7 protein-coding genes and 2 pseudogenes are annotated in these 19,731 nt (G+C 73.3%); 7 read left to right on the plus strand and 2 right to left on the minus strand.

The genetic code is table 11. From position 1 onward, the window contains the following. Positions 1–15: 15 nt before the first annotated feature. Positions 16–1,989, minus strand: coding sequence for a hypothetical protein (locus ACFYZZ_RS43490; protein WP_389189064.1), 1,974 nt, complete (start codon positions 1,987–1,989; stop codon positions 16–18). A gap of 189 nt (positions 1,990–2,178) precedes the next feature. Beyond that, entirely contained in the window at positions 2,179–2,943 is a 765-nt protein-coding gene (locus ACFYZZ_RS43495) for a chaplin family protein (RefSeq protein ID WP_389189067.1), read from the minus strand. A 255-nt stretch (positions 2,944–3,198) separates the two neighbouring features. Between ACFYZZ_RS43495 and ACFYZZ_RS43500 the strand changes: the two genes are divergently transcribed. From ACFYZZ_RS43500 to ACFYZZ_RS43530, 7 genes and pseudogenes are all read left to right on the plus strand, one after another. Next, positions 3,199–4,596, plus strand: coding sequence for an esterase/lipase family protein (locus ACFYZZ_RS43500; RefSeq protein WP_389189070.1), 1,398 nt, complete (start codon positions 3,199–3,201; stop codon positions 4,594–4,596). A gap of 49 nt (positions 4,597–4,645) precedes the next feature. Further along, on the plus strand, positions 4,646–9,043 hold the full coding sequence (locus tag ACFYZZ_RS43505) for an AAA family ATPase (RefSeq protein WP_389189073.1): 4,398 nt from the start codon (positions 4,646–4,648) through the stop codon (positions 9,041–9,043). Positions 9,044–9,082: 39 nt separating this feature from the next. Beyond that, positions 9,083–12,778, plus strand: coding sequence for an AAA domain-containing protein (locus ACFYZZ_RS43510; RefSeq protein ID WP_389189076.1), 3,696 nt, complete (start codon positions 9,083–9,085; stop codon positions 12,776–12,778). Then, complete coding sequence (locus ACFYZZ_RS43515) at positions 12,775–15,996, plus strand: hypothetical protein (protein WP_389189079.1); 3,222 nt, start codon at positions 12,775–12,777, stop codon at positions 15,994–15,996. The genes ACFYZZ_RS43510 and ACFYZZ_RS43515 overlap by 4 nt, the downstream gene beginning before the upstream one ends. After that, a complete protein-coding gene (locus ACFYZZ_RS43520; protein ID WP_389189081.1) occupies positions 15,993–18,377 on the plus strand; it encodes an ATP-binding protein in 2,385 nt (794 codons plus the stop codon). The genes ACFYZZ_RS43515 and ACFYZZ_RS43520 overlap by 4 nt, the downstream gene beginning before the upstream one ends. 54 nt (positions 18,378–18,431) lie before the next feature. Further along, positions 18,432–19,256 (plus strand): annotated as a pseudogene (locus ACFYZZ_RS43525) (cation transporting ATPase C-terminal domain-containing protein); the annotation flags it as partial. 95 nt (positions 19,257–19,351) lie between these two features. Further along, positions 19,352–19,731: pseudogene (locus ACFYZZ_RS43530) on the plus strand (LytR family transcriptional regulator); the annotation flags it as partial.

Genomic DNA, 19,731 nt, shown 5'->3' on the forward strand with positions numbered 1-19,731 from the left:
TGGTTCGAGACCTGCTCAGCGCACGGTCACGGACGGCGTCGTGGCCGATCCGTTGGTCCAGCCGTAGCGGTGGGCGGTGACCTTGACGGTGATCTTCTGGCCCAGGTCGGCCTTCACCGGCACGTAGGTGGAGTTGGTGGCGCCGGTGATGGTGATGCCGTTGCGCTTCCAGGAGTAGGTGTAGGAGGTGGCGGTCGGCGACCACGTCCCGTGGGCCGCGGTCAGCTTGTAGCCGACCTTCGCGGTGCCGCTGATGGAAGGGGCCGTGGTGACCTTCAGGGCGGGGCCGACGGCGACCGTGACGGTCGGAGAGGTGGAACTCGTCGCACCGGCACCGTTGCTGACCGTGACCTTGCAGGACACCTTGTGGGTGTAGTCGGCGGAGGTCAGGGTGCGGGTCTTGCCGGTGGCACCCGAGATCGCCTTGCCGTCGCGCAGCCAGGACCAGGCGGCCGTGGCGTTGTAGCCGGTCCAGGCCGCGTTGCAGGTGAGCTTGGAGCCGGTGCGGGCGGTCCCGCTGACGGCGGCCTTGGAGGTGATCTGCGGCTTGGTCAGCAGCGTCTGGGACTGGGCCCACAGCTGGGAGGTGTAGCTGCCGGGGGAGGCGTACACCGCCTGGCGCCACACCACTGTGGCCCGGCCGTCGGGCCCGGCGGCGATCTCGCCGGACAGCGCGTCCGTGTTGGGGACATCGGCGACGGGCGTGCTGTTGAGGGCGGTCGCCTTGCTCCACGTGCCGTCGGCCCGGACCGCCCACTCCAGGTAGTGGTCGTCGCCGTTGTCGATGGAGGGCGTCTGCGGCCACACCACCTGGACGGTGCCGTCGGCGCCGATGGCGGCGGACACCTGGTGGTCGACGTACCCGGTGGACAGCGTCTTCGGCGCGGACCAGGTGCCGGTGGCGGCGCTGCGGGTGGTGGTCTGCACGGCCGGGGTGCCGGCGCTGCTGCTCCAGCCCTCCCACACGTAGGTGACATCCCCGTTGGGGGCGGCCAGCGGGCCGCTGTCGTCGCCGTCGTCGATCGAGCCGACCGCGGTCTGCGCGGAGCCCCAGTCCCCCGTGGGCGACGTCCGGGTCGCGGACTTCAAGTCGGTCTTGTTCGTGGTGGCGTTGGCATCGTGCCACAGCACGGTGGTGCGGTCGTGGGCGTCCATCGACACCTGCGCGTCGCCGGCGGTGGCGGTGGTGCCGGGCAGGACCGCGGGGCTGCTCCAGTCGCCGGTGGCGGAGGAACGGGTGACGGTGGAGACGACGTGCTGGTCGTCGTCGAGCTTGTCGTGGGTCTCCCACACAATGGTGGCCGCTCCGTCGGGGGCCACCGCCAGGTCGAGGCTCCAGAAGGAGCCCTTGTCGAAGGAGCCCAGCGGCTCGGCCGCGGACCAGGCTGACGCGCCGGGGGCGAGGGTGGCGGTCATCACCTGGTGGTGCAGGGAGCCGTCACCCTGGTCCCACACGGCGGTGACGGTGCCGTCGGCCGCGGCGGCCAGACGCGGAGTGGACATGTCCAGGCCGTCGTGGGTCGCGAGCGTGCCCGGGTCCGACCAACCGCCCGCCGCCGCGTCCCAGGCGGTGAAGCGGGCGGCCAGCGAGCCGTCGGCGCCGCTGCCGGTCAGCCAGGTCACCACGGCACCGCCGTCGGCGGTCACCGCCAGCACGGCCCTGGCGCTCGCGCCCTGGTCCGTGAGCAGCGTCCTGGGCGCCCCCCACGTGTCGCTGCCGGCGGGCCGGACGGCGGCCCGGACCTCCCAGCTGGAGGCCCCGGCCTGCTTGTCGCGCCACAGGGCGAACGCCGTGCCGTCACCGGCCACCTTGACGTCGATCAGACTCTGCTGGCCGTCCGAGCCGGTCACGCCGGCCGCGGTGTTCCACGGACCGGCCGAGGCCGTGTATCCGGAAGCGGCGGCGGGCAGGGCGGGGCCCCATACGACCGCGGCCGCCGCTGCTGCCGCGAGTGCGACGGCGGCGGCTCCCGGTCTCCGTATCTTCACTGCCACTACGACTCCTGATCCCCTGGACGACGGCACCGTGCCCGGCGCCGGCTGGAGGATGACGGTATCCGGCCAACATTTACATTGCCCGGAACCGGCAGTCTCGGGTGGATCAAGATTTCCGGCTGCTGCTTACCCGGCAATGCGCAGGTGAGCGTCATTGCCGGGGCGCGGACGCCGTGAGTCGGGTCAGCGTGCTGCCGTGGCCTGGAATCGCCGGCGCAGGACGATCCCGCCGAGGAGCAGGGCCACGCTCGCGCCGGCGACGGGCAGCATGCCGTCCGCACCGGTGTGCGCGAGCGGCGTCGTGCCGGGGTGCACGGTGATGACGTGACCCGGCTGCGGCTGGCCCACGGGCGGCTTCTTCACCGGAGGCACGGTCTTGACCGGCGGGGTCTGGACCGGCGGGGTCTTGACGGGCGGGGTCTTGACCGGCGGGGTCTTGACCGGCGGGGTCTTGACCGGCGGGGTCTGAACCGGCGGGGTCACGACCGGCGGGGTCTTGACCGGCGGGGTCTGAACCGGCGGCGTCTTGACCGGCGGCGTGGTGACGCTGGAGCCGCCGTTCACGGACGTGTTGCCGAACACCGGGTTGAGGGCCCCGGGCGCGTTCACCGTGTTGCCGCTGACGTTCACCGGCGCATGCACGGGCAACTGGATGTTGTTGCCGCTGATGACGCCCGGGGAGTCCGTGGCCGCGCCCGTCGCCGTCGCGCCGCCGGAGGTGCCGCCCGCACCGCCCACGTTGGCACAGGAGTTGCCCGCGGCCGGGTTCAGGAGCCCCACGACGTTCACGGTGTTCCCGCAGACGTTCACCGGGACGTGCACCGGGAGCTGGATGGTGTTGCCGGAGATCACACCGGGCGAACCGGCCGTGGAGCCGTTCGCCGTCGAGTCGGCGTACGCCGACCCCGCCACGGCCATCGCGCCCGAGGCGGCCACGACAGCGATCACGCTGTTTCGGGTAACCCGCTTCATAGGTTCCCTGCCTTCCATACATGGTCGCGGGCACTCGCCCGCAAAGGAGGAAACGCTCGGTTACCCGTCCGGGTTATGACGAATCAGCCTTTCGCTTCACCGAATCGCACAATTCGCTGGTGGCACGTGCGCACAGAATGTGCCGCCAAGTCGGCATCTCCTCGTACGTTCCTCTAGTAGCTTTGCTACATGTATCCGACGATTCCCCGGGACAGGCCCCCGGTCCGGCCGGTGGCGACGCACGACGCCGTCCTGGTCGTACCCGGGATCATGGGCACGGAGTTATACGAGGCCGCCACGGGGCGCATGCTCTGGGGTATGACCAAGGTGGCCGAGTACGCCGCCCGTTGGGACCTCGACAAGGGCATGGACGCGCTCGCGCTGACCGAGGACGAGCGAGCGGGCCGCCTCGGCCGGGTGGTGCCCGGCCGACTGCTGCGCACGCCCGCCTGGATGCCGCTCACCGACGGGTTCGAGCCGTACACGCCGCTGGTGAAGAGCCTGCGCAAGGTCGCCGTCCATCGTGACGCGGTCGCCGAGTTCGGCTACGACTGGCGCCTTCCCGTCGAACACAACGCCAGGTTGCTGGCCGACGCGGTCGACCGGCATCTCACCGCCTGGCGTGCCCACCCCGCCTGCGTGGCGGCCCGCGACCGCGCCCCCGACCAGCGGCCCGCCCGGATCGTCCTCGTCGCGCACTCCATGGGCGGCCTGCTGACCGCTGCGCTCGCGCTGATACCTGGCGCCGTCGACGAGGTGCGCGCCGTCCTCACCGTGGGCACGCCCTTCCACGGTGCCGTCAAGGCCACGGAGATCCTCAACAGCGGCCGCGGCATGCTGGGTCTGCCCGCGAAGAACCTCAGCCGCCTGGCCCGCACCCTGCCCGGAGTGCACGACCTGCTGCCCAGCTACCGCTGCCTGGACACCGGGGACGACGTTGTGGCGCTGACCCCGTCCGACGTGGAGAGCATCGGCGGGGACCATGAACTGGCCCGCGACGCCTTCGAGTTGCACGCCCGACTGGACAAGGCCGCGCTGCCGGGCCACCGGATCGTGGAGGGCACGGCCCAGCCCACCACGCAGTCGCTGCGCATCCGCGACGGGGTGGTCGAGGCCCGGAACGTCGGCTACGACCGGCACGACGACGGCGAACTCCTGCGCGACGGCATCGGCCGGCTGGTCGAGTTCGACCACGGCGGCGACGGGACCGTCTACCGCTACTCGACCACGCACGGCGACGTGGACACGTACTCCGTGGCCCAGCAGCACGCCGCACTCGCGGTCACCGGCTCGGTCGTCGACTTCGCCCAGGGCCTGCTCACCGGAGGCCGGCGCGGCGCCCGGCTCGGCGGCACCGACGTGGGCCTCGACCTCCCGGACCGGGTTCCGGTCGGCACCGAGTTCGAGGTCGTGGTGCGCACCGAACAGGACCCGGGCCGGGTCAGCTGCCTGGTGGAGGACGCCGGTGCCGAGATGCTCCAGGACCCGGTCCGCAGGCCCGTGCTGATGCCCGTACCGGGGCGCGACGGCGTGCTCGGCGCCCGCGTCCGGCTCGACGCACCCGGGCTGTACCGCGTGAAGGTGGGCGGCGGAGGCGACCCGGTGACCCGGCTGGTCATGGTGGCCTGACCGGGCCGGGGACGCGGAGACGGGACGACGCACGGGGGGCTGGGGCCGCATGGACGGGGACGCAGAGGACGAGGGCTTCGCCGTCGTCACGGTGCCGATGGACAGCTATGTCGACGGCGACCGGTTCGCCGAGGTCCACGAGGTCGTGGCCGAAGCGGACGCCGTGGCCCGGCTGCTGAGCGACTGGGGCGGTGAGTACCGGGCCTGGGAGGGTGAGGACCGCACCCTGGGCGCCACCCAGGTCCGGCTGCGGGAATGGTCCTCGGCACGCCCGCCGCGCAACTCCATGCTGCTGTGGTTCGGCCATGGCGAGTCCAACCAGGACGACGCCCTGCTCGCCGTGCGCGGCGCCGGCACCGACGGTGAGGACGACTCCGTCACGCCCGAGGAGCTGGGCAAGCACCTCGTGGACAACTTCCGGCGCCGGGCGGTCGAGGACTGCTGGGCGGTCGTGGTCGTCGAGGCCTGCGGTGCCGCCCGGTTCGTCGAGAAGCTGCTGGCGTACGTCCTCCAGCGGCGCGCCGCCGTCCGCCTGCTGCTCATCGGCTCGGGCGCGGACCAGGGCAGCGGGTACGTGGCCTCCTTCCGTGAGGTGCTCACCCGGGTGCTGGCCGAGTTCTCCGACAACTACAGCCACATCCGGCTCAGGGACCTGGCACAGCGCATCCAGGACCTGCTGTCGCCGGGCCGGGTGCTGTGCCTGCTCGAAGGAGACGAGCAGGTGGCCCGACGGAACCCGGCGGGCCGGCCCGTGATCATGACGCTGGAGGACTACGCCCGGCCGCGCGGGGAACTCCTGCCGTCCCCGGAACCGGCCGGATCGGCCCAGGCCCAGGCCGTGGTGCCGCCGCCGCGTACCCCGGTCGAGACGGACGCCCCCACCGGCGAGCTGTCATGGTTCTTCGTCGGCCGGACCGAGGAGCGCAGCCGGATCGCCGACTGGCTGGCGGCCGCCGACCACGGCCTGCTGGCGGTCACCGGACCGCCCGGCTGCGGCAAGTCCGCGCTGCTGGGCCACATCCTGTTACGGACCGGCCGGTCCGCGGAGCCGGCCACGGCCGGTGACGCACCCCGGCACGAACCGTGGCCCGAGGACGTCCCGCTGCCCCGCGCGGACACCTTCCTGAACCTCACCGGCGCCTCGGTCCGGCAGGTCGTCGGCCAGCTGGCCCAGGTGTTCGCCGTACCGGCCCCACCCGACACGGCGGGCGACGACGAACGCATACGCGCCCTCCTGGACGCCGTCCGGTCCGTCGGCCGGCGGCGCAGGACCCTGTTCGCCGACGGGCTGGACGCGTCCGCCGACCCGAACCGGCTCGCCGACCTGCTGCGCCTGCTCGGCGCGCTGCCCGGCGTACGGGTGGTGGCCGGCACCCGGCCGTCGTCCGCGGACAGCCTCGACGTACCGCGTGCCGTCACCGAGGACCTGCTCGACGGGCTGGGGTGCGACGCGGCGAACACCCTGCGCCTGCGCCCGGATCCGCAGGATCTCGCCATCTACGTGCGCGAGGTCCTGCGCGCCGAACGCGCCGCGTTCCAGCACCTGGACATCGACCTGGAGGCGGCCGTGCAGCGCGTCGGCGTCCTCGTCGTGGCACCGCAGGCGGGCGCGGAGCGCGACTTCCTCTACGCCACGCTGGCCGTGCACGAGATCATCGCCGACCCGTCGCTGCTGCTGGACAGCAGACGGGCGGACCTGGCCGACCTGCTCGGCAAGGACCACCGACGGCTGTTCGCCGCTGTCGTCCAGCGCCTGCAGGTCGCGCTGCCGGGTAGTACGGCCGTGCTGCGCGCGCTGGCCTTCGCGCAGGGCCACGGGCTTCCGCGGGCCGAGCGGATCTGGGCCACCGTCGCCTCGGCGCTGAGCGACACCCCCGTCGACGCCGGGCTCCTGGAGGCCGTGTCGCAGGCGGCGGCACCGTACATCATGCTCGACGCCGAGGACGGACAGGCCGTCTACCGCCTGGCGCACCGCACCTTCCGTGACTTCCTCCTCGGCGACGACACGCAGGCCGGCGACACGCAGGCCGGCGACACGCAGGCCGGCGACGGACAGACCGGCGACCGACAGACCGACGACGGACAGACCGGCGACCGACAGACCGACGACGGACAGGCCGGCGACCGACAGGACGACGCCACGCAGGACACCGCCCGGGCGCGAGACGACCGGCTCGCCGTCGTCACCGCCCTGACCCGCCTCGCCGCGACGAAGGACGAGCGGATGACGGCCCTGCCCCGGCCGCACCCCTACCTGCTGCGCCATCTCTCCGCGCACGCCGCCGAGGCGGGGCCCAGGGGATGGCGGGTGCTGGCCGACCACCCCGGGGTGCTCGACCATCTCGACCCGGCGGCGCTGGCCGGCGCCGCGCTGCGGTCCGGCGCCGGGCTCGGCGCGCTGCCCGCGGCGGTCACCGGGGCCCTGGCCCTGGTGCACCTGGCCGTGACCGCGGGTCCGGGCGACCGCAGAGGACTGCGCGAACTCGGCACCTGGCGGACCACGGGCGCCGCCCCGGCCCCGCCCGCCCAGGACTACGACGGTCCCGCCGCGCCCTGGACCGTGCGCTGGGCCGCGCTGCAGCCGCACGCCCCGCACGTGACCCTCGCCGACCTGCACGTCCCGATGCGGTCCCTGCGGGTGCTCGCCCGGCGCACGGACGGGCGGCAGCTGCTGGTCGGCGCCGGGGACGCCGGGGTGGTGCGGGCCTGGGACCTGAGCACCGGCCTCGAAACGGCGCCCGCGCTGCGCGGCGGACCCCAGGACGGATCCCAGTGGGTGCTCACCCCGCTGTGCGGACCGAGCGGCAAGGACTGGCTCGCCGCCGCCGGGGACGACCGGACGCTGCGGCTCTGGGACGTGCTGACCGGACGCCCGGCGAACACGGAGTACTCGCTGCTCGGGGACGCCGTACGGGCCATGGCGCCGTTCGCGGGAAAGCTGGCGATCGGCGATCTCCAGGGCCGGCTCTGGCTGTTCGACCCGGCCGAGGAGCGGGAGGACCGGCACCACCGCACCGGCCACCGTGGCCCGGTGCACGGCATGACCGTCTACACGCTGCCCGGTCCCGGCCCACGACGCGAGCGGCTCGTCACGGCCGACGGCAAGGGCTGGGTCCTGGTGTGGCGGCCGGACCGCCGCCGTTTCGAGCGCGAGTGGCGGGCCCACGACACCGGCGTGCACGCGGTGACGACGTACACCGATCCGCAGGACGGTGTGGTGCTGGCGACGGCGGGTCGGGACGGGACCGTGCGGCTGTGGGACCCGCGGGACGGGCGGGAGTTGGGCCGGCTCGCGGGGCATGAGGGTCCGGTGCACGCGGTGACGGCGTACACCGATCCGGAGGACGGTGTGGTGCTGGCGACGGCGGGTCGGGACGGGACCGTGCGGCTGTGGGACCCGCGGGGCGAGCGGGAGTTGGGCCGGCTCGCGGGGCATGAGGGTCCGGTGCACGCGGTGACGGCGTACACCGATCCGCAGGACGGGGTGGTCTTGGCGACGGCGGGTCAGGACGGGACCGTACGGCTGTGGGGCCCGCGGGCCGGGAGCGCGGTCGGACAGCCGGCGCCACCGCTGTCCCCGGTCCGCGCCCTGGCCGAGACCGCCGACCCGGCCGACGGCGGCCTGCTGTGCGTGGCGTACGCCGACGGCGGTGTCGCCCGCTTCGGCGCGGCCGACGGCGCCCGCCGCACCGCGCCGGACCCGGGCGGCCCCGTCGTCGCCATGGCGTCCCTGGAGGACACCGCGGGCGGCTGGCTGCTGGCCACGGCCCACACCGACGGAAGCGTCCGGATCGGCGGCGTCGCCGACGCGACGGAGCGGATCGAGGCGGCCGTACCGGCCGGGCCGGCGCCGGGTGGCGGGCCGGTGCAGTTCCTGGCCGGGCTCCGGCTCGCCGACGGACAGCAGGCCTTCGCCGGGCTCACCGAGTCCGGCGGGCTGTGCTGGTGGGACGCGCGCACCGGAACCCTGCTGGGGTCCGCCGACACGGGGCTGCCCGGGCCGTTCACGGCGCTGACCGCAATCCCGTACGGCGCGACGACCGCCCTGGCCGTCACCGGTGAGGGCGGCCACCACGTCTGGTGGTCGGCCTCACCGGACGGGCACTGGAACCCGCTGTTCCCCGGGCACACGGGGCGGCTGGCCGCGCCGGCGGTGGTCCGCGCCCCCACGGCCGGGCACCGCGCGCTGGTCACCGTGAGCCGAGAGGGCGAGCTGCGGGTGTGGGACCGCACCGGCACCCGGCTGCTGCACACCGTACGGCTGGGACTGCGCTGCCACGCCCTGACCGCACTGGGCGAGGGCCAGGTCGCGGTGGGGACCCAGGACGGGATCGTGGTCCTCGGCCTCGACCCGAGCGCGTGGGCCGACGAGCCCGGCGAGGAGGACAGGGGATTGAGCCATGTGGTGTTCGGCGAACGAGCTGACAGGCCGTCGGGTGTCGCCTGAGAATGTCTGGTGCGAGGTACGTCGAGGGGGACGGGCGCATTGAAGAACGTCGCACAGTGCAAGGAACTGATCGACCGGCTCTTCTGCCGTGACGAGGCTCAGTTCGGGGGCTACACGCTGGTCGGGGATCCGGAGATCGTGGTACCGGAACGCCTGGTGCGGGCGACCCTGAACCGCCGCACCGAGACCCACGGGCACGACGCCTACCAGCTCACGATCTTTCTCCAGATCACCGGTCTGGCCGGGGAGTTATGGGAGCACACCGCCCGCAACCTGCTCCGGGTCGGAGCGCTCAACCACCCCGCACTGCCGCAGATCGCCATGGGCAAGTTCGTCCCGAACGAGGACATCGCCTTCACGCTCACCCGGGAACGCGGCAAACCGATCAACATCGACCACACCGTCGCATGGGCCCGGCGCGCCCCGCGCAGGGCGCTGGAACACTTCAGCAAGCTGCTGGACGCCCTCAACGAGCTGCACTCGGCGGGCATCATCCACCGCAACCTCACCGCGGCCTCGCTCAACACGCATGTGATCGACGTCTGGGACCCGGACAAGGTCGAGATCGTCCTGTCGCGGTTCGAGATGAGCACCCTGATGGGGAACGTCATCCGGACCGTGGGCGCGGGCAGCAGCCCCGACACGGTGGCCGAGGTCCGCCAGTTCTACACGGCCCCCGCCGGCATCGACCCCGAGCGCCATCTCGCCTTCCTCGCACCGGAGTTGCACTCCTATCTGTTCGACGAGCACACCAGCGTGCGCCGGGACTGGGTGAGCACCGACGTCTACGGGCTGGGGGCCACGGCATGGGAGTGGTTCTGCGGCCGCATCCCCGACGTCCTGCCCGAGCCGTACGCGGAGGTGAAGCTGGCCGGCCCGGCGGACCGCAAGGCCGCGCTGGCCCGGCTGCAGCGGGCCATGGTCTCCCACCTCACCACCGCCGGACTGCCCGAGGCCCTGGCCCAGGCGCTGCGCCGCATGATGGAGCCCCACCCGGACAGCCGCTGGACCGCGTACACCGCGGCGAAGCACCTGGACGAGAACTGGCAGCAGATCCAGGCCCACTGGGCCGGGCCGGAGGACAAGACACCCCGGCTGGTCGCCTTCATGCCGGACGAGAGCGTGCAGATGCTCTACGAGGAACGGCAGTGGATCCGGCACTCCCCGGCCACCCCGGCCGGCCGGGAGGAACTGCGGTTCTTCCTGGAGCGGGAACTGGAGGAGGCCGAACTGGTCCACTCGGAGCGCGGGGCCCTGGGATACGCCACCGGACCGGAGGACCGGCTCAAGGAAGCCCAGTGGGTGCTGATCGGGCAGCGCGCCGTCTGGTTCTGCGCCGTCCTGTACGACCCCGTCCCCATGACGAACACGCGCAAGCACTTCGAACAGGTCCTGGTCATCAAGTACCTGCGCGACAAGGACATCACCATGGAGCTGGTGACGGCCAAGCGCAGACGCAAGATCGAGAGCCGGCTCGAACTCATCCCCTTCCGGCCCGGACAGGACATGTCCAAGGTCGTCGAGGGCAGGCGCTCGTGGACGGACCTCCAGGAAGAGGTGAACGGTCACGCCGGCAGCGACACGCTCAACGAGATGTACCTGCGCTCGCTGCAGTTCCTCCTCAGCTATCAGCGCGTGGTGCTCCAAGCCCGGTCCTACCCGTTCCGCAAGGTCGAGACCGGCCACCAACAAGGCACGGTGACCATCGAGTTCGACGAGGAAGCGGACGCCGAACGCCGGCACGCCAGCCCGATGCTGGCCGCCTACGCGCTCGACGAGCGGCGCCGGCCGCGGTTCGGGGACTTCTTCACCGGACTCGACGGCGAACGCGAGGGCAAGGCCACCCTGCTGAACGTGGTGCGCCGCGGCTCCACCCGCGAGCCGTACTTCGGCGGCTCGGGGGTCACCGCGGTCTTCCGGGAGTACGTCGACCCCCAGACGATCAGGGTCACCGTGCAGGGCGGGGGCAGCATCCCCAAGGCGGGCTGGATCCGGCACGTCGACGACGGCGGCAGCGGCCCCCAACTCGACCGGCAGGAACGCGGACTGGCCCTGCTGAGGGCGCAGCCGCTGCTCATCGAGTCACTGCGCGCGCCGTTCTCGTTCGACCTGGGGCGCGGCCGCTGGATCGACCCCCACCTGCTGGAGGGCGAGGTCGACTTCGGCCCCACCTCCCGCAAGCTCATCGAGCGGATGCTCGGCACCCACCCGCTCTTCGCCCTGCAGGGACCGCCCGGCTCCGGCAAGTCGACCCTCACGGCCGCCGCCGTACGCCGCAACCTGGCCGTGGAGCAGGGGGCCCGGATCCTGGTCACCTCGCAGTCCAACCACACCCTCGACGGCCTGGCGCGCAAGCTCATCCAGCAGCAGGGCCCGCGCACCCTCATCCTGCGCGAGACGCCCGCGGAGAAGGAGGACGAGGTACGGGACGAGCTGGTGCGCTCCCACACGCTCACCCACCTGACCCGGTCGGTGCAGGACGCCTCGACCCGGCTGCTCAGGGCCAGGCTCGCCCGCAAGTCCTACGAGCACCCGCCCTACGCCGACGCCCCGTACCCGCGCGAGCTGGTCGAGCTGGGGAACCGCTGGTGGATCGACCTGCCGAACCTGCCCCCGCTGGAGGAGGCGCGCCGGGACCTGGCGGAGCAGTGGCTGCAGCACATCACCTCCAACCAGCTCGAACTCAGCGAGCGGATCCGCAGCGGAGCCAGTGTGGTCCTCGCCACCTGCTCCATCGCCGCGACCATCAACGACGGCCGCTGGGACCCGAGAGACCTGTTCGACTGGGTGATCGTGGAGGAGGCCGCCAAGGCGTGGTCGACCGAGATCATCGTCCCGCTGGTCCTCGGGGTGCGCTGGACCCTCATCGGCGACCACCTGCAGCTCGGGCCGCACCGCGGGGAGGAGCTGGAGGCCTTCCTCGACTCGCTGCGGGGCCACAAGGACCCCCTGGTGGCCCTCGAGTACGAGCAGAAGGACGACCACCTCAACGCCCTGCGGCTGTTCGAGCAGATCTTCGCGGACAAGACCGAACGCGACTACCAGCAGATGGACTCGGCCGTGGGCCGTATCGAGAAGCAGTTCCGCATGGACAAGACCATCGCCGAACCGGTCAGCCGGGCCTTCTACCCCCGCGTCCCGCCGCGCGAGGAGAACGGGCTGCCCGTCAGCTTCCTGGAGACCGATCGGTACAAGCCGCACGACCTGACCGCCCCGAACTTCCTGCGCGGCAGGTCGCTCGTCTGGGTCGACACCAGCGGCTGCGAGGGATTCGGCGACGAACCCCGCTGGCGCAACATGGGGGAGGTGGACCTGGTGGACCGGATCGCCCAGTGGATGCAGCCGGCCTCCGCGCCTCCCGACCGCCTCGACGACGACGGCAGCCTCGCCGTACTCACGCCCTACAAGGCCCAGTTGGACCTGCTCGGCGGCCGGGACTCGCTGCGCGGCCGCGAGTACACCGTGCACTCCTTCCAGGGCCGGGAGGCCGACCGGGTCATCGTGTCCCTGGTGCGCAGCACCGCCGACCCGAGCGGCGGCATCGAGCGGAACGTGGGCCATGTGGGCCGGCGCGAGCTGATCAACGTGCTGATGTCACGGGCCAAGCGGCTGCTCGTCGTCGTGGGCGACCTGCAGCACTTCGCCACCTACGGCGGTGAGCACTGGGCGACGGTCGCCAAGGTGCTGCGTCACTACGGCACCGTCGTCTCCGCCGACGAAGTGGGGCGGCCGTGATCAATGACCTGGTCCAACTGGCGCTGCCGTGCCGGATGCTGACCCTCAAGATGCAGGTCGGCCCGGAGGACGGCGAGACCACCCTGGAGACCCTCGTCACCAAGGCCATCGGCACCGGGCTGACCAAGGTGCAGGACCTGGCCGACCTGTTCGTCCTGCCGTACCGGGTCGTGCTCGACGTGGTGACCTCGCTGTGGGCGCGCGGGCTGGTCTCCATCGACCTGGAGAGCGGCGACCTCGAACTGAGCGACGGAGGCCGCGACAGCATCGACGCGGGCTCCGCGGCGGCCGAGGAGAACGGGGTGCAGGAGAGCCGGTCGTACCTCTTCGAGCCGATCACCGGCAGCTTCTTCGCGGAGCGGGAGGGCACGGCCAAGTCGCCGCCGGGGGCCCTGCGCGCCCCCGTGGACCACGGGCTGAAGGCCTCGGACCTGCCGCCGCGCGACCTGCTGGCCGCGGTCCGCGCGGCCACCCGGTACGGCGGTGGGGCCGGCTTCCGGCGTCGCATCCTCAACGTCAGCTTCGGCAACCCGCTGCTCCAGCCGCCCCAGGAGATCCGCTGGTACACCGTCGGGGTCCTGGTCCGGGCCGACGACGACAGCGGGCGGCTGACCGTGTCCGTCGCCGACCCGGGCAAGCGGTTCTGGAGCGCCCGTGCCGAGGCCCGCTTCCAGGAGTACTTCGCCCGGCTCGGCGACGAACAGCCGGACAGCGGCCTGGTGCAGGCGCTGCGCGGGAGGGCGAGCCGGGTCCTGCTCGAACCCGAGGGCGTCCCGCAGCTTCTGACCCGGCTCGCGACCGAGGTCGAGAAGCTGCCGCGGGTCGAGGCCCCCCACACCGGGCAGGCGCAGCAGAAGCTGGAGGACGTCGGACGCCAGATCCAGCAGCGGCTGCGGGGACTGCTCCAGGCACGCGCGGATCTGGAGCCGATCGAGAACTCCCAGGGCCACGAGTGGGCGCTGAAGGAACTGCTGGCCGAGGCGGACAAGCAGGTCGTCATCGTCTCCCCGTCGATCCGCTACTCCACCCTGAAAGCCCTGCTGCCCGAGCTGCATGACGCGCTCAAGCGCAAGGTCCGGCTCGTCTTCTCCTGGGGACGCACGATCGGCGACTCGCTCGCCCCCGAGGTGCGCACCGCGCTCAGCGAGCTGGCGGCCAAGTACCCGGGGCGGGTGCTGCTGTCCGCCGCGAGCGTGCGCACCGCGGCCTGCGTCGTGATCCAGGACAACGTGCGCGCCTACGTCAGCGCCCACAGTCCGCTCGACCTGGTGAGCGGTTCCGACGGCCAGCTGACGGGGCTGCTGATCGAGCCGTCGAAGTATGGTCCCGAACTGCCCGCGTGCGTCGCGGACCTGCTGCTGTGGGTCCGCCGGACCGGGTTCTCCGGCCAGGAGCGGCTGCAGGTCCTCACCCACCAGGACGAGTTCCCCGCGGCCGACGACGTCGAGCCGCTCGGCGCCGAGATCGCCGAGACGCCGCTGCCGCCGGGGCCCGCCGACGACACCCCCGAGATGAGGCGGATCTGGGCGGCGAGCTGGCACGAGCACCAGGCTGCGCTCGCCGACGCCGTCCGGCAGGCCACGGACGAGGCGCCGAGCGTGGAACTGGTGGAGGACGGCGCCCACCAGGACTACCTGTGGCAGGCGCTGCACGGCGCCACCGAGCGGCTGGTCCTCGCCGACGACCGCATCAGCGCCCGGGCCGCCACCGAACGCGTCGCCGGAGCCCTGCGGGAGTGCGCCGACAGGGGCGTCGCGGTGCACCTGGTGCAGCCCTCCCCGGGCCGGGACGCCGACGCCGTCAAGGCGTTCACCAAGGTCGTCGAGGGAACCCGGGGCATCACCGTGCACCGGCGGCGCTCCGGGGTGCGGCTGGTGGCCCGCGACGACACCCTCCAGCTCGGCAGCTTCGCCCCGCTGGGGCGGGTCTCCCCCCGCGCGGAGGGCACCGGCACCCCCAGCCAGCTCGGGGTACGGGTGCACGGCTCCCGGCTGGTGACCGACCTGCTCTCCCGGCTGGGCGTCGAGCAGGACCCGGACCCCGCACCGCGGCCGCAGGAGCCCGCCGCACCCGCCCCGCCGGTCACCGACGGCGCGACCGCCGCGTACGGCGCCCTGGTGACGGCACGTCAGGCCGACGCCGAGGGCCGGTACGGCGAGGCGCTCACGGAGATCCTGCGCGACCTCGACGACCCCTGGCGGGTCCTGGAGGTCTGGGAGGAGCGCAAGGTCTCCGCCACCGATCTGCGCCGCGCCGCCGCCACGCTGTTGCGCCTGGGCGACCGGGTGCCGTCCGTGCACCGCCGGCGCTGGTGCCGGTGGCTGGTCAGGGACGCCTGGAGCCGGTCCGCCTTCTTCGAGGCCGCGCTGGTCGGGCGCCTGCTGCCGAGCAACGGCGAGCGGCTGACGGCGGCCGTGTGCACGGCGGCGCTGCCGCTGGAGTTCGGCCCGGTCGGCGAGGCGCTGGAGCTCGCCGCCCTGGAGGTCGAGAACGAGGACGACCAGGCGGTCGCGGCCGTCGGCGGGCTCGCCGAGACGCTGCTGTGGGGCGGCTCCTCGGGCGGCCAGGTGGTCGACCTGTACGGCGAGACCCTGTCGCCCCGCTGGCGTGAACTGGCCGACGCCGTCCGCGAACTGGGCCTGCCCGAAGGGCGCGGCCTGCCGCTGGACGCGTTCACCGCGGAGCTGGCCACGGCCCTGACCGCCGCCGAGGCGGAGGAGCGCTGGGTCGCGCTGGGCCACAGGATCGACGAGATCCGGCGGCGCCGCGGCCGCTTCAACTTCGACGCGGGACAGGCCTGGCACGACGGCATGTTCGCCGCGGACGGCATCCTCACCCGCATCGAGGCGGCGACCACGGAGCCCCCGCTCCGCCCCGGGCTGGGCCCCGACCTGCCCACCGACGTCCGCCGCCACGTCGACCGGCTGGTCGCCGCAGCCGGGGAGGAACCCATCCAGTGGCGCAAGCAGATGTCGCACCTCAACCGAATAGAGCAGCTGGTCCTGGAGGCGCGCCGGCTCTCCGCCGGCGCCGTGGGCCGGGCCGAGGCCGGTGAACCCGTCCTGGCCCACTTCCGGAGGTTCGCCCTGCTGACGGCCCAGGCCTGGGACGGGCTGTTCAGCGAGGCCGACGTCCTTCAACCGCCGTATCGCCATCCCCCGCTGGCGCTGCTGGAGCGCCTGAAGCCGGTGGCCGAGTGGGCAAGGGTGCACGCATGACCGACGACCCCGTGATCGAACTGCTGGGCCGCTGGCCGGGGCGCTTTTGCTACGGCCGGCTGGCGGTGGAGCTGCGCAGGCCGGAGCGGCTGGACGACGACACCCTCACCGATGCCGTGCTGCGCGGCATCGCCGAGGACGAGGACGAGCAGGCGGTCTTCGAGAGCCTGCTGCGGGAGGGGGAGGTGGAGGCCGCCGAGTACCTCCTGGAGAACGGCCCGCTGCCGGACCAGGCCCAGCTCTCCCGTCGCCTGCAGGCCGTCACGGCCCGCCGGCAGGAGCTGCTCGGGGAACTCGACTCCCGCTGGGCCGCCCTGCAGAAGCAGGCCCAGGAGGCGGACCTGCCCCTGCCCGACCTGGACCTGGCGGAGCTGGAGAGGCGGTGCGTCGTCTCCTGGCCCGAGACGCTGCCCCTGCTCGAACAGGCCGAAGCCGACTTCGGGCAGAGGCTGCGGGACGAGCAGGAGGAGCTGCATGAGCGGCTGAAGGAACGGCAGGCCGCGGGCACGGTCGAGGCCGCGGGGGCGGAGTCGAGCCGCGCGCTGATCGACGCGGGGCTGCTGCGGGCCGCGGCCCGGCAGATCGACGACGGCACGCGCAGTTCCGGCCCGGAGCGGGTGCCCGCCCTGCCCGCCTGGATGCCGGGGGTGTCCCCGGAACAGCTCCTCGAATGGCACCTCGATCCGGTCCAGCAGCAGCGGCAGGCGCGCTACGCCGCCTGGGCACCGGCCGACGGCTCGGCCCGGCAGCTGATCGAGGCGTACGCCTCCCTGGCCGACGGCGGCTTCGACACGGCCCAGCGCTTCGTCACGGCGCTCAACTGCTTCCTGAACCGGGACGACGCCGAGGACGTCAGGCCCGACGAGGTCACGGGCGGATATCTCACCACCGTGTCGCGGGCGTTCGCCGATCCGGAGATCGCGCGCTTCAGGCCCCTCGGCAACCTGGACCTGTTCATCGGCGGGCCCGAGACCCGGGAGCCCGAGGGAATGGAGAAGGTTCCCCCGTTCGTGGCCGTGGGCCCGGCCCTGCAGGCATCGGCGGGCCGCGGCGGGTGCGCGGTGCTCGGTCTGCGGGCGCTGCTGCAGCTGGCCACCCTGCGCACCGGACGCTCCACGGCACTGCTGCGGGTGCTGGGACCCCAGTGGCCGCTGGCCGCGTTCGCGGGCCGTACACCGGACGAACTCGACGAGCTGCTCGGACCGGACGAGTCCACGAGGTGGCTGACCCTTCGCTGGATCCTCGACCTGACCGGCCTCGGAGGCATCACCGTCGCCGACGCGCTCGCGTACGCGACCGGCTGGGACCCCGCGCTGCTCCACCTCTTCCTGCAGGCCCTGGCCGAGCGCCACGGCCGGGCCGGCGGCGGCCGGCGGTGGCTGCCCCAGTGGCGTCAGGACCGGCCGTTCACGGCGGCCGTCGAGGACACGGTGCTCAGGCCGCTCGGCCCGTCCCTCGTCGCGCGGATCGCGTTCTGGGCCGCGCTCGCGGCGGCACCGCCCGGCGAGGAGGTCACGGCGGAGGAGCTTCTGACGGAGGCGCAGTACGCGGCCGACGTGATCCCCGACGCCGAGGCGGTCAGGGCCGCCATGCCCGGGCTCGTGCGGCTCCGGTCGGTCGAGGATGCCTCCGCCGACCGCGTCCGGTTCCGCCGCTGCGGAGTCCTGTCCGTCCTCGGCGACCAGGCGCACCAGCGGCTGGAGGCGGCCCTGCGGGACTGGGCGGCTCTCCCTCAGGACGCCGCGCCCGAGGACGACGGCCACGCCGTACGCCAGTGGGAGGCCCGGCGGCACGGCCTCAGCCCCGCGTACGACGACTACATGGCGGCCCTGTCCGACTCCGCTCCCGCCGCCGACCTGGACGCCCGGCTGGCCGAGCTGGCGGCGCAGACCGCCGAGAACCCGGTGGACCGACAGCGCGTCGAGGGCACCACGGACCTGGTCCCGCTGCTGCGCGAGATGGCCGGCATGTGGCAGCAGGCGTTCCCCGGTCCGCAGGTGGAGATCGGCGCTCCGGCCGCGGCCGTGGCCCGGATCAGCACGCGTGCCGCGCAGGTCCTGTTGTACGAGCTGCTGGCGAACGCGGGGGAGGCGCTGGCCGGTTCGGACACCGGGCGCGTCGCGATCCAGGTCGAGCCGTCCGGGGACGAGTGGCTGGTGGACGTCAAGGACAGCGGCCCGGGCATCACCTACCCGGTGGGCCGGGAGGACCTGGTCTTCCGTGCGGGCCGCTCGACCAAGAGCAAGGACCGGGGAGACGGCCTCCACCGCGCCCGGCGCATCGCCGAGGTGGTGGACGGAGACGTCCTCCTGGCCTCGCGCTCGCACGGCCACCCGGTCCTGAAGGGCGCCCACTTCCGCCTGATAGTGCCGATGGGCTGAGCGGAAGGATCCCGCTCAGCCCATCGGTCAAGGGATTCAGCGCAGGCGCAGCGCCTCGCGGAGGGTGGCGTCGGCTTCCTCGGCGACGGCGTCAACGACCTCCCCGCGCTGCGCGCCGCCGACGTCGGCATCGCCCCGCGCGACGCCGCCGACGTGACGCGCGAGGGCGCCGACGTCGTACTCGCCGCGAAGGACCTCGCCGCGCTCGACCACGCCATCGCCGCGGGTCGGCACGCGGTCGCCGACCTCGCCACCTACCTGCGCATCACGCTCTCCTCCAACCTCGGCAACGTGATCGCGATGCTCTCCGCCGGCCTGCTCCTGCCCTTCCTGCCGATGCTCCCGGCGCAGGTCCTCACGCAGAACCTGTGCTTCGACGCCGCCCAGCTCGCCTTCGCCCACGACCGCCCGCACCCCTCGGTGCCGCGCCGGCCGACGGGACTGCGCCCGCGCGACCTGCTGCGCTTCATCACCGGCTTCGGCATGCTCAACGCGGTCGCCGACCTCGCCACCTTCGCCGTCCTCGCGCTCGCCCTGCACGGGCCGGGGACCGGGGACGACGAGGCGGTGTTCCACTCAGGATGGTTCACCGAGAACCTCCTCACCCAGTCCCTGGTCATGGTGCTGCTCCGGGCCGGGCGCCACACCGCCGGCCGTCGCAGGCCGGGCCCCGTCACCTGGGCCGCGCTCGCCCTCGCCGCCATCGGCCTGGCGCTTCCACCGTCACCGCTCGGCCCGGTGCTCGGCCTGACCGGCCTCCCGGTGCTGTACTACGTCCTGCTCGTCGCCGTCCTGGCCGTGTACGCCGCCGGTCTCCTGGCGGCCGGCTCCCGCGCCGCGCGCAGGCTCCAGACGGCCCGCGGGGTGCCTCGCCTGTGAATTGTGTGTGGATCAGTGCTGCTCGGGCCAGGGGTTTGTTAGATTGCGCAATCACGCAACCAAGTGATGGGCCCGACCGTCGTGGGAGTGGGTAGATGAGCGAGCCGTGGGACGGCCGGGGTGGCCAGGCCACGCGCGACCGCAGCGCCCGGGTGCCCGGACAGCGCACGGGCGAGCCCGACGGACCGCGCCCGGGCGGCCGGGCCGCGGCCCGCGCCGCATCCCGCTCGCACGGCAGCTCACGGTCGCATGACAGCAGGCGTTCGCACGGCACCACACGTTCGCGACGCCGGGCCCGCCCGGCAGGGCGCGGCAAACGGGTGCTGAAGATCCTCGCGATATGCCTGTCCGTCCTCGTCGTGGTCACCGCCGGCGCGGGTTGGTGGTTCTACCAGCACTTGAACGGCAACATCCAGAGTGTGTCGCTGGACGGCAAGGGCGGTACGGAGAAGGCCGATGCGTTCGGCCGTACGCC

Origin of the sequence: Streptomyces sp. NPDC001816 (genome assembly GCF_042892235.1) — a bacterium.
Classification (GTDB): domain Bacteria; phylum Actinomycetota; class Actinomycetes; order Streptomycetales; family Streptomycetaceae; genus Streptomyces.

What these genes read in the sequence shown, in the direction of transcription:
- ACFYZZ_RS43505 (WP_389189073.1), top strand. Translation starts at nt 4,646, where the DNA reads ATGGACGGGGACGCAGAGGACGAGGGCTTCGCCGTCGTCACGGTGCCG.
- ACFYZZ_RS43520 (WP_389189081.1), top strand. Translation starts at nt 15,993, where the DNA reads ATGACCGACGACCCCGTGATCGAACTGCTGGGCCGCTGGCCGGGGCGC.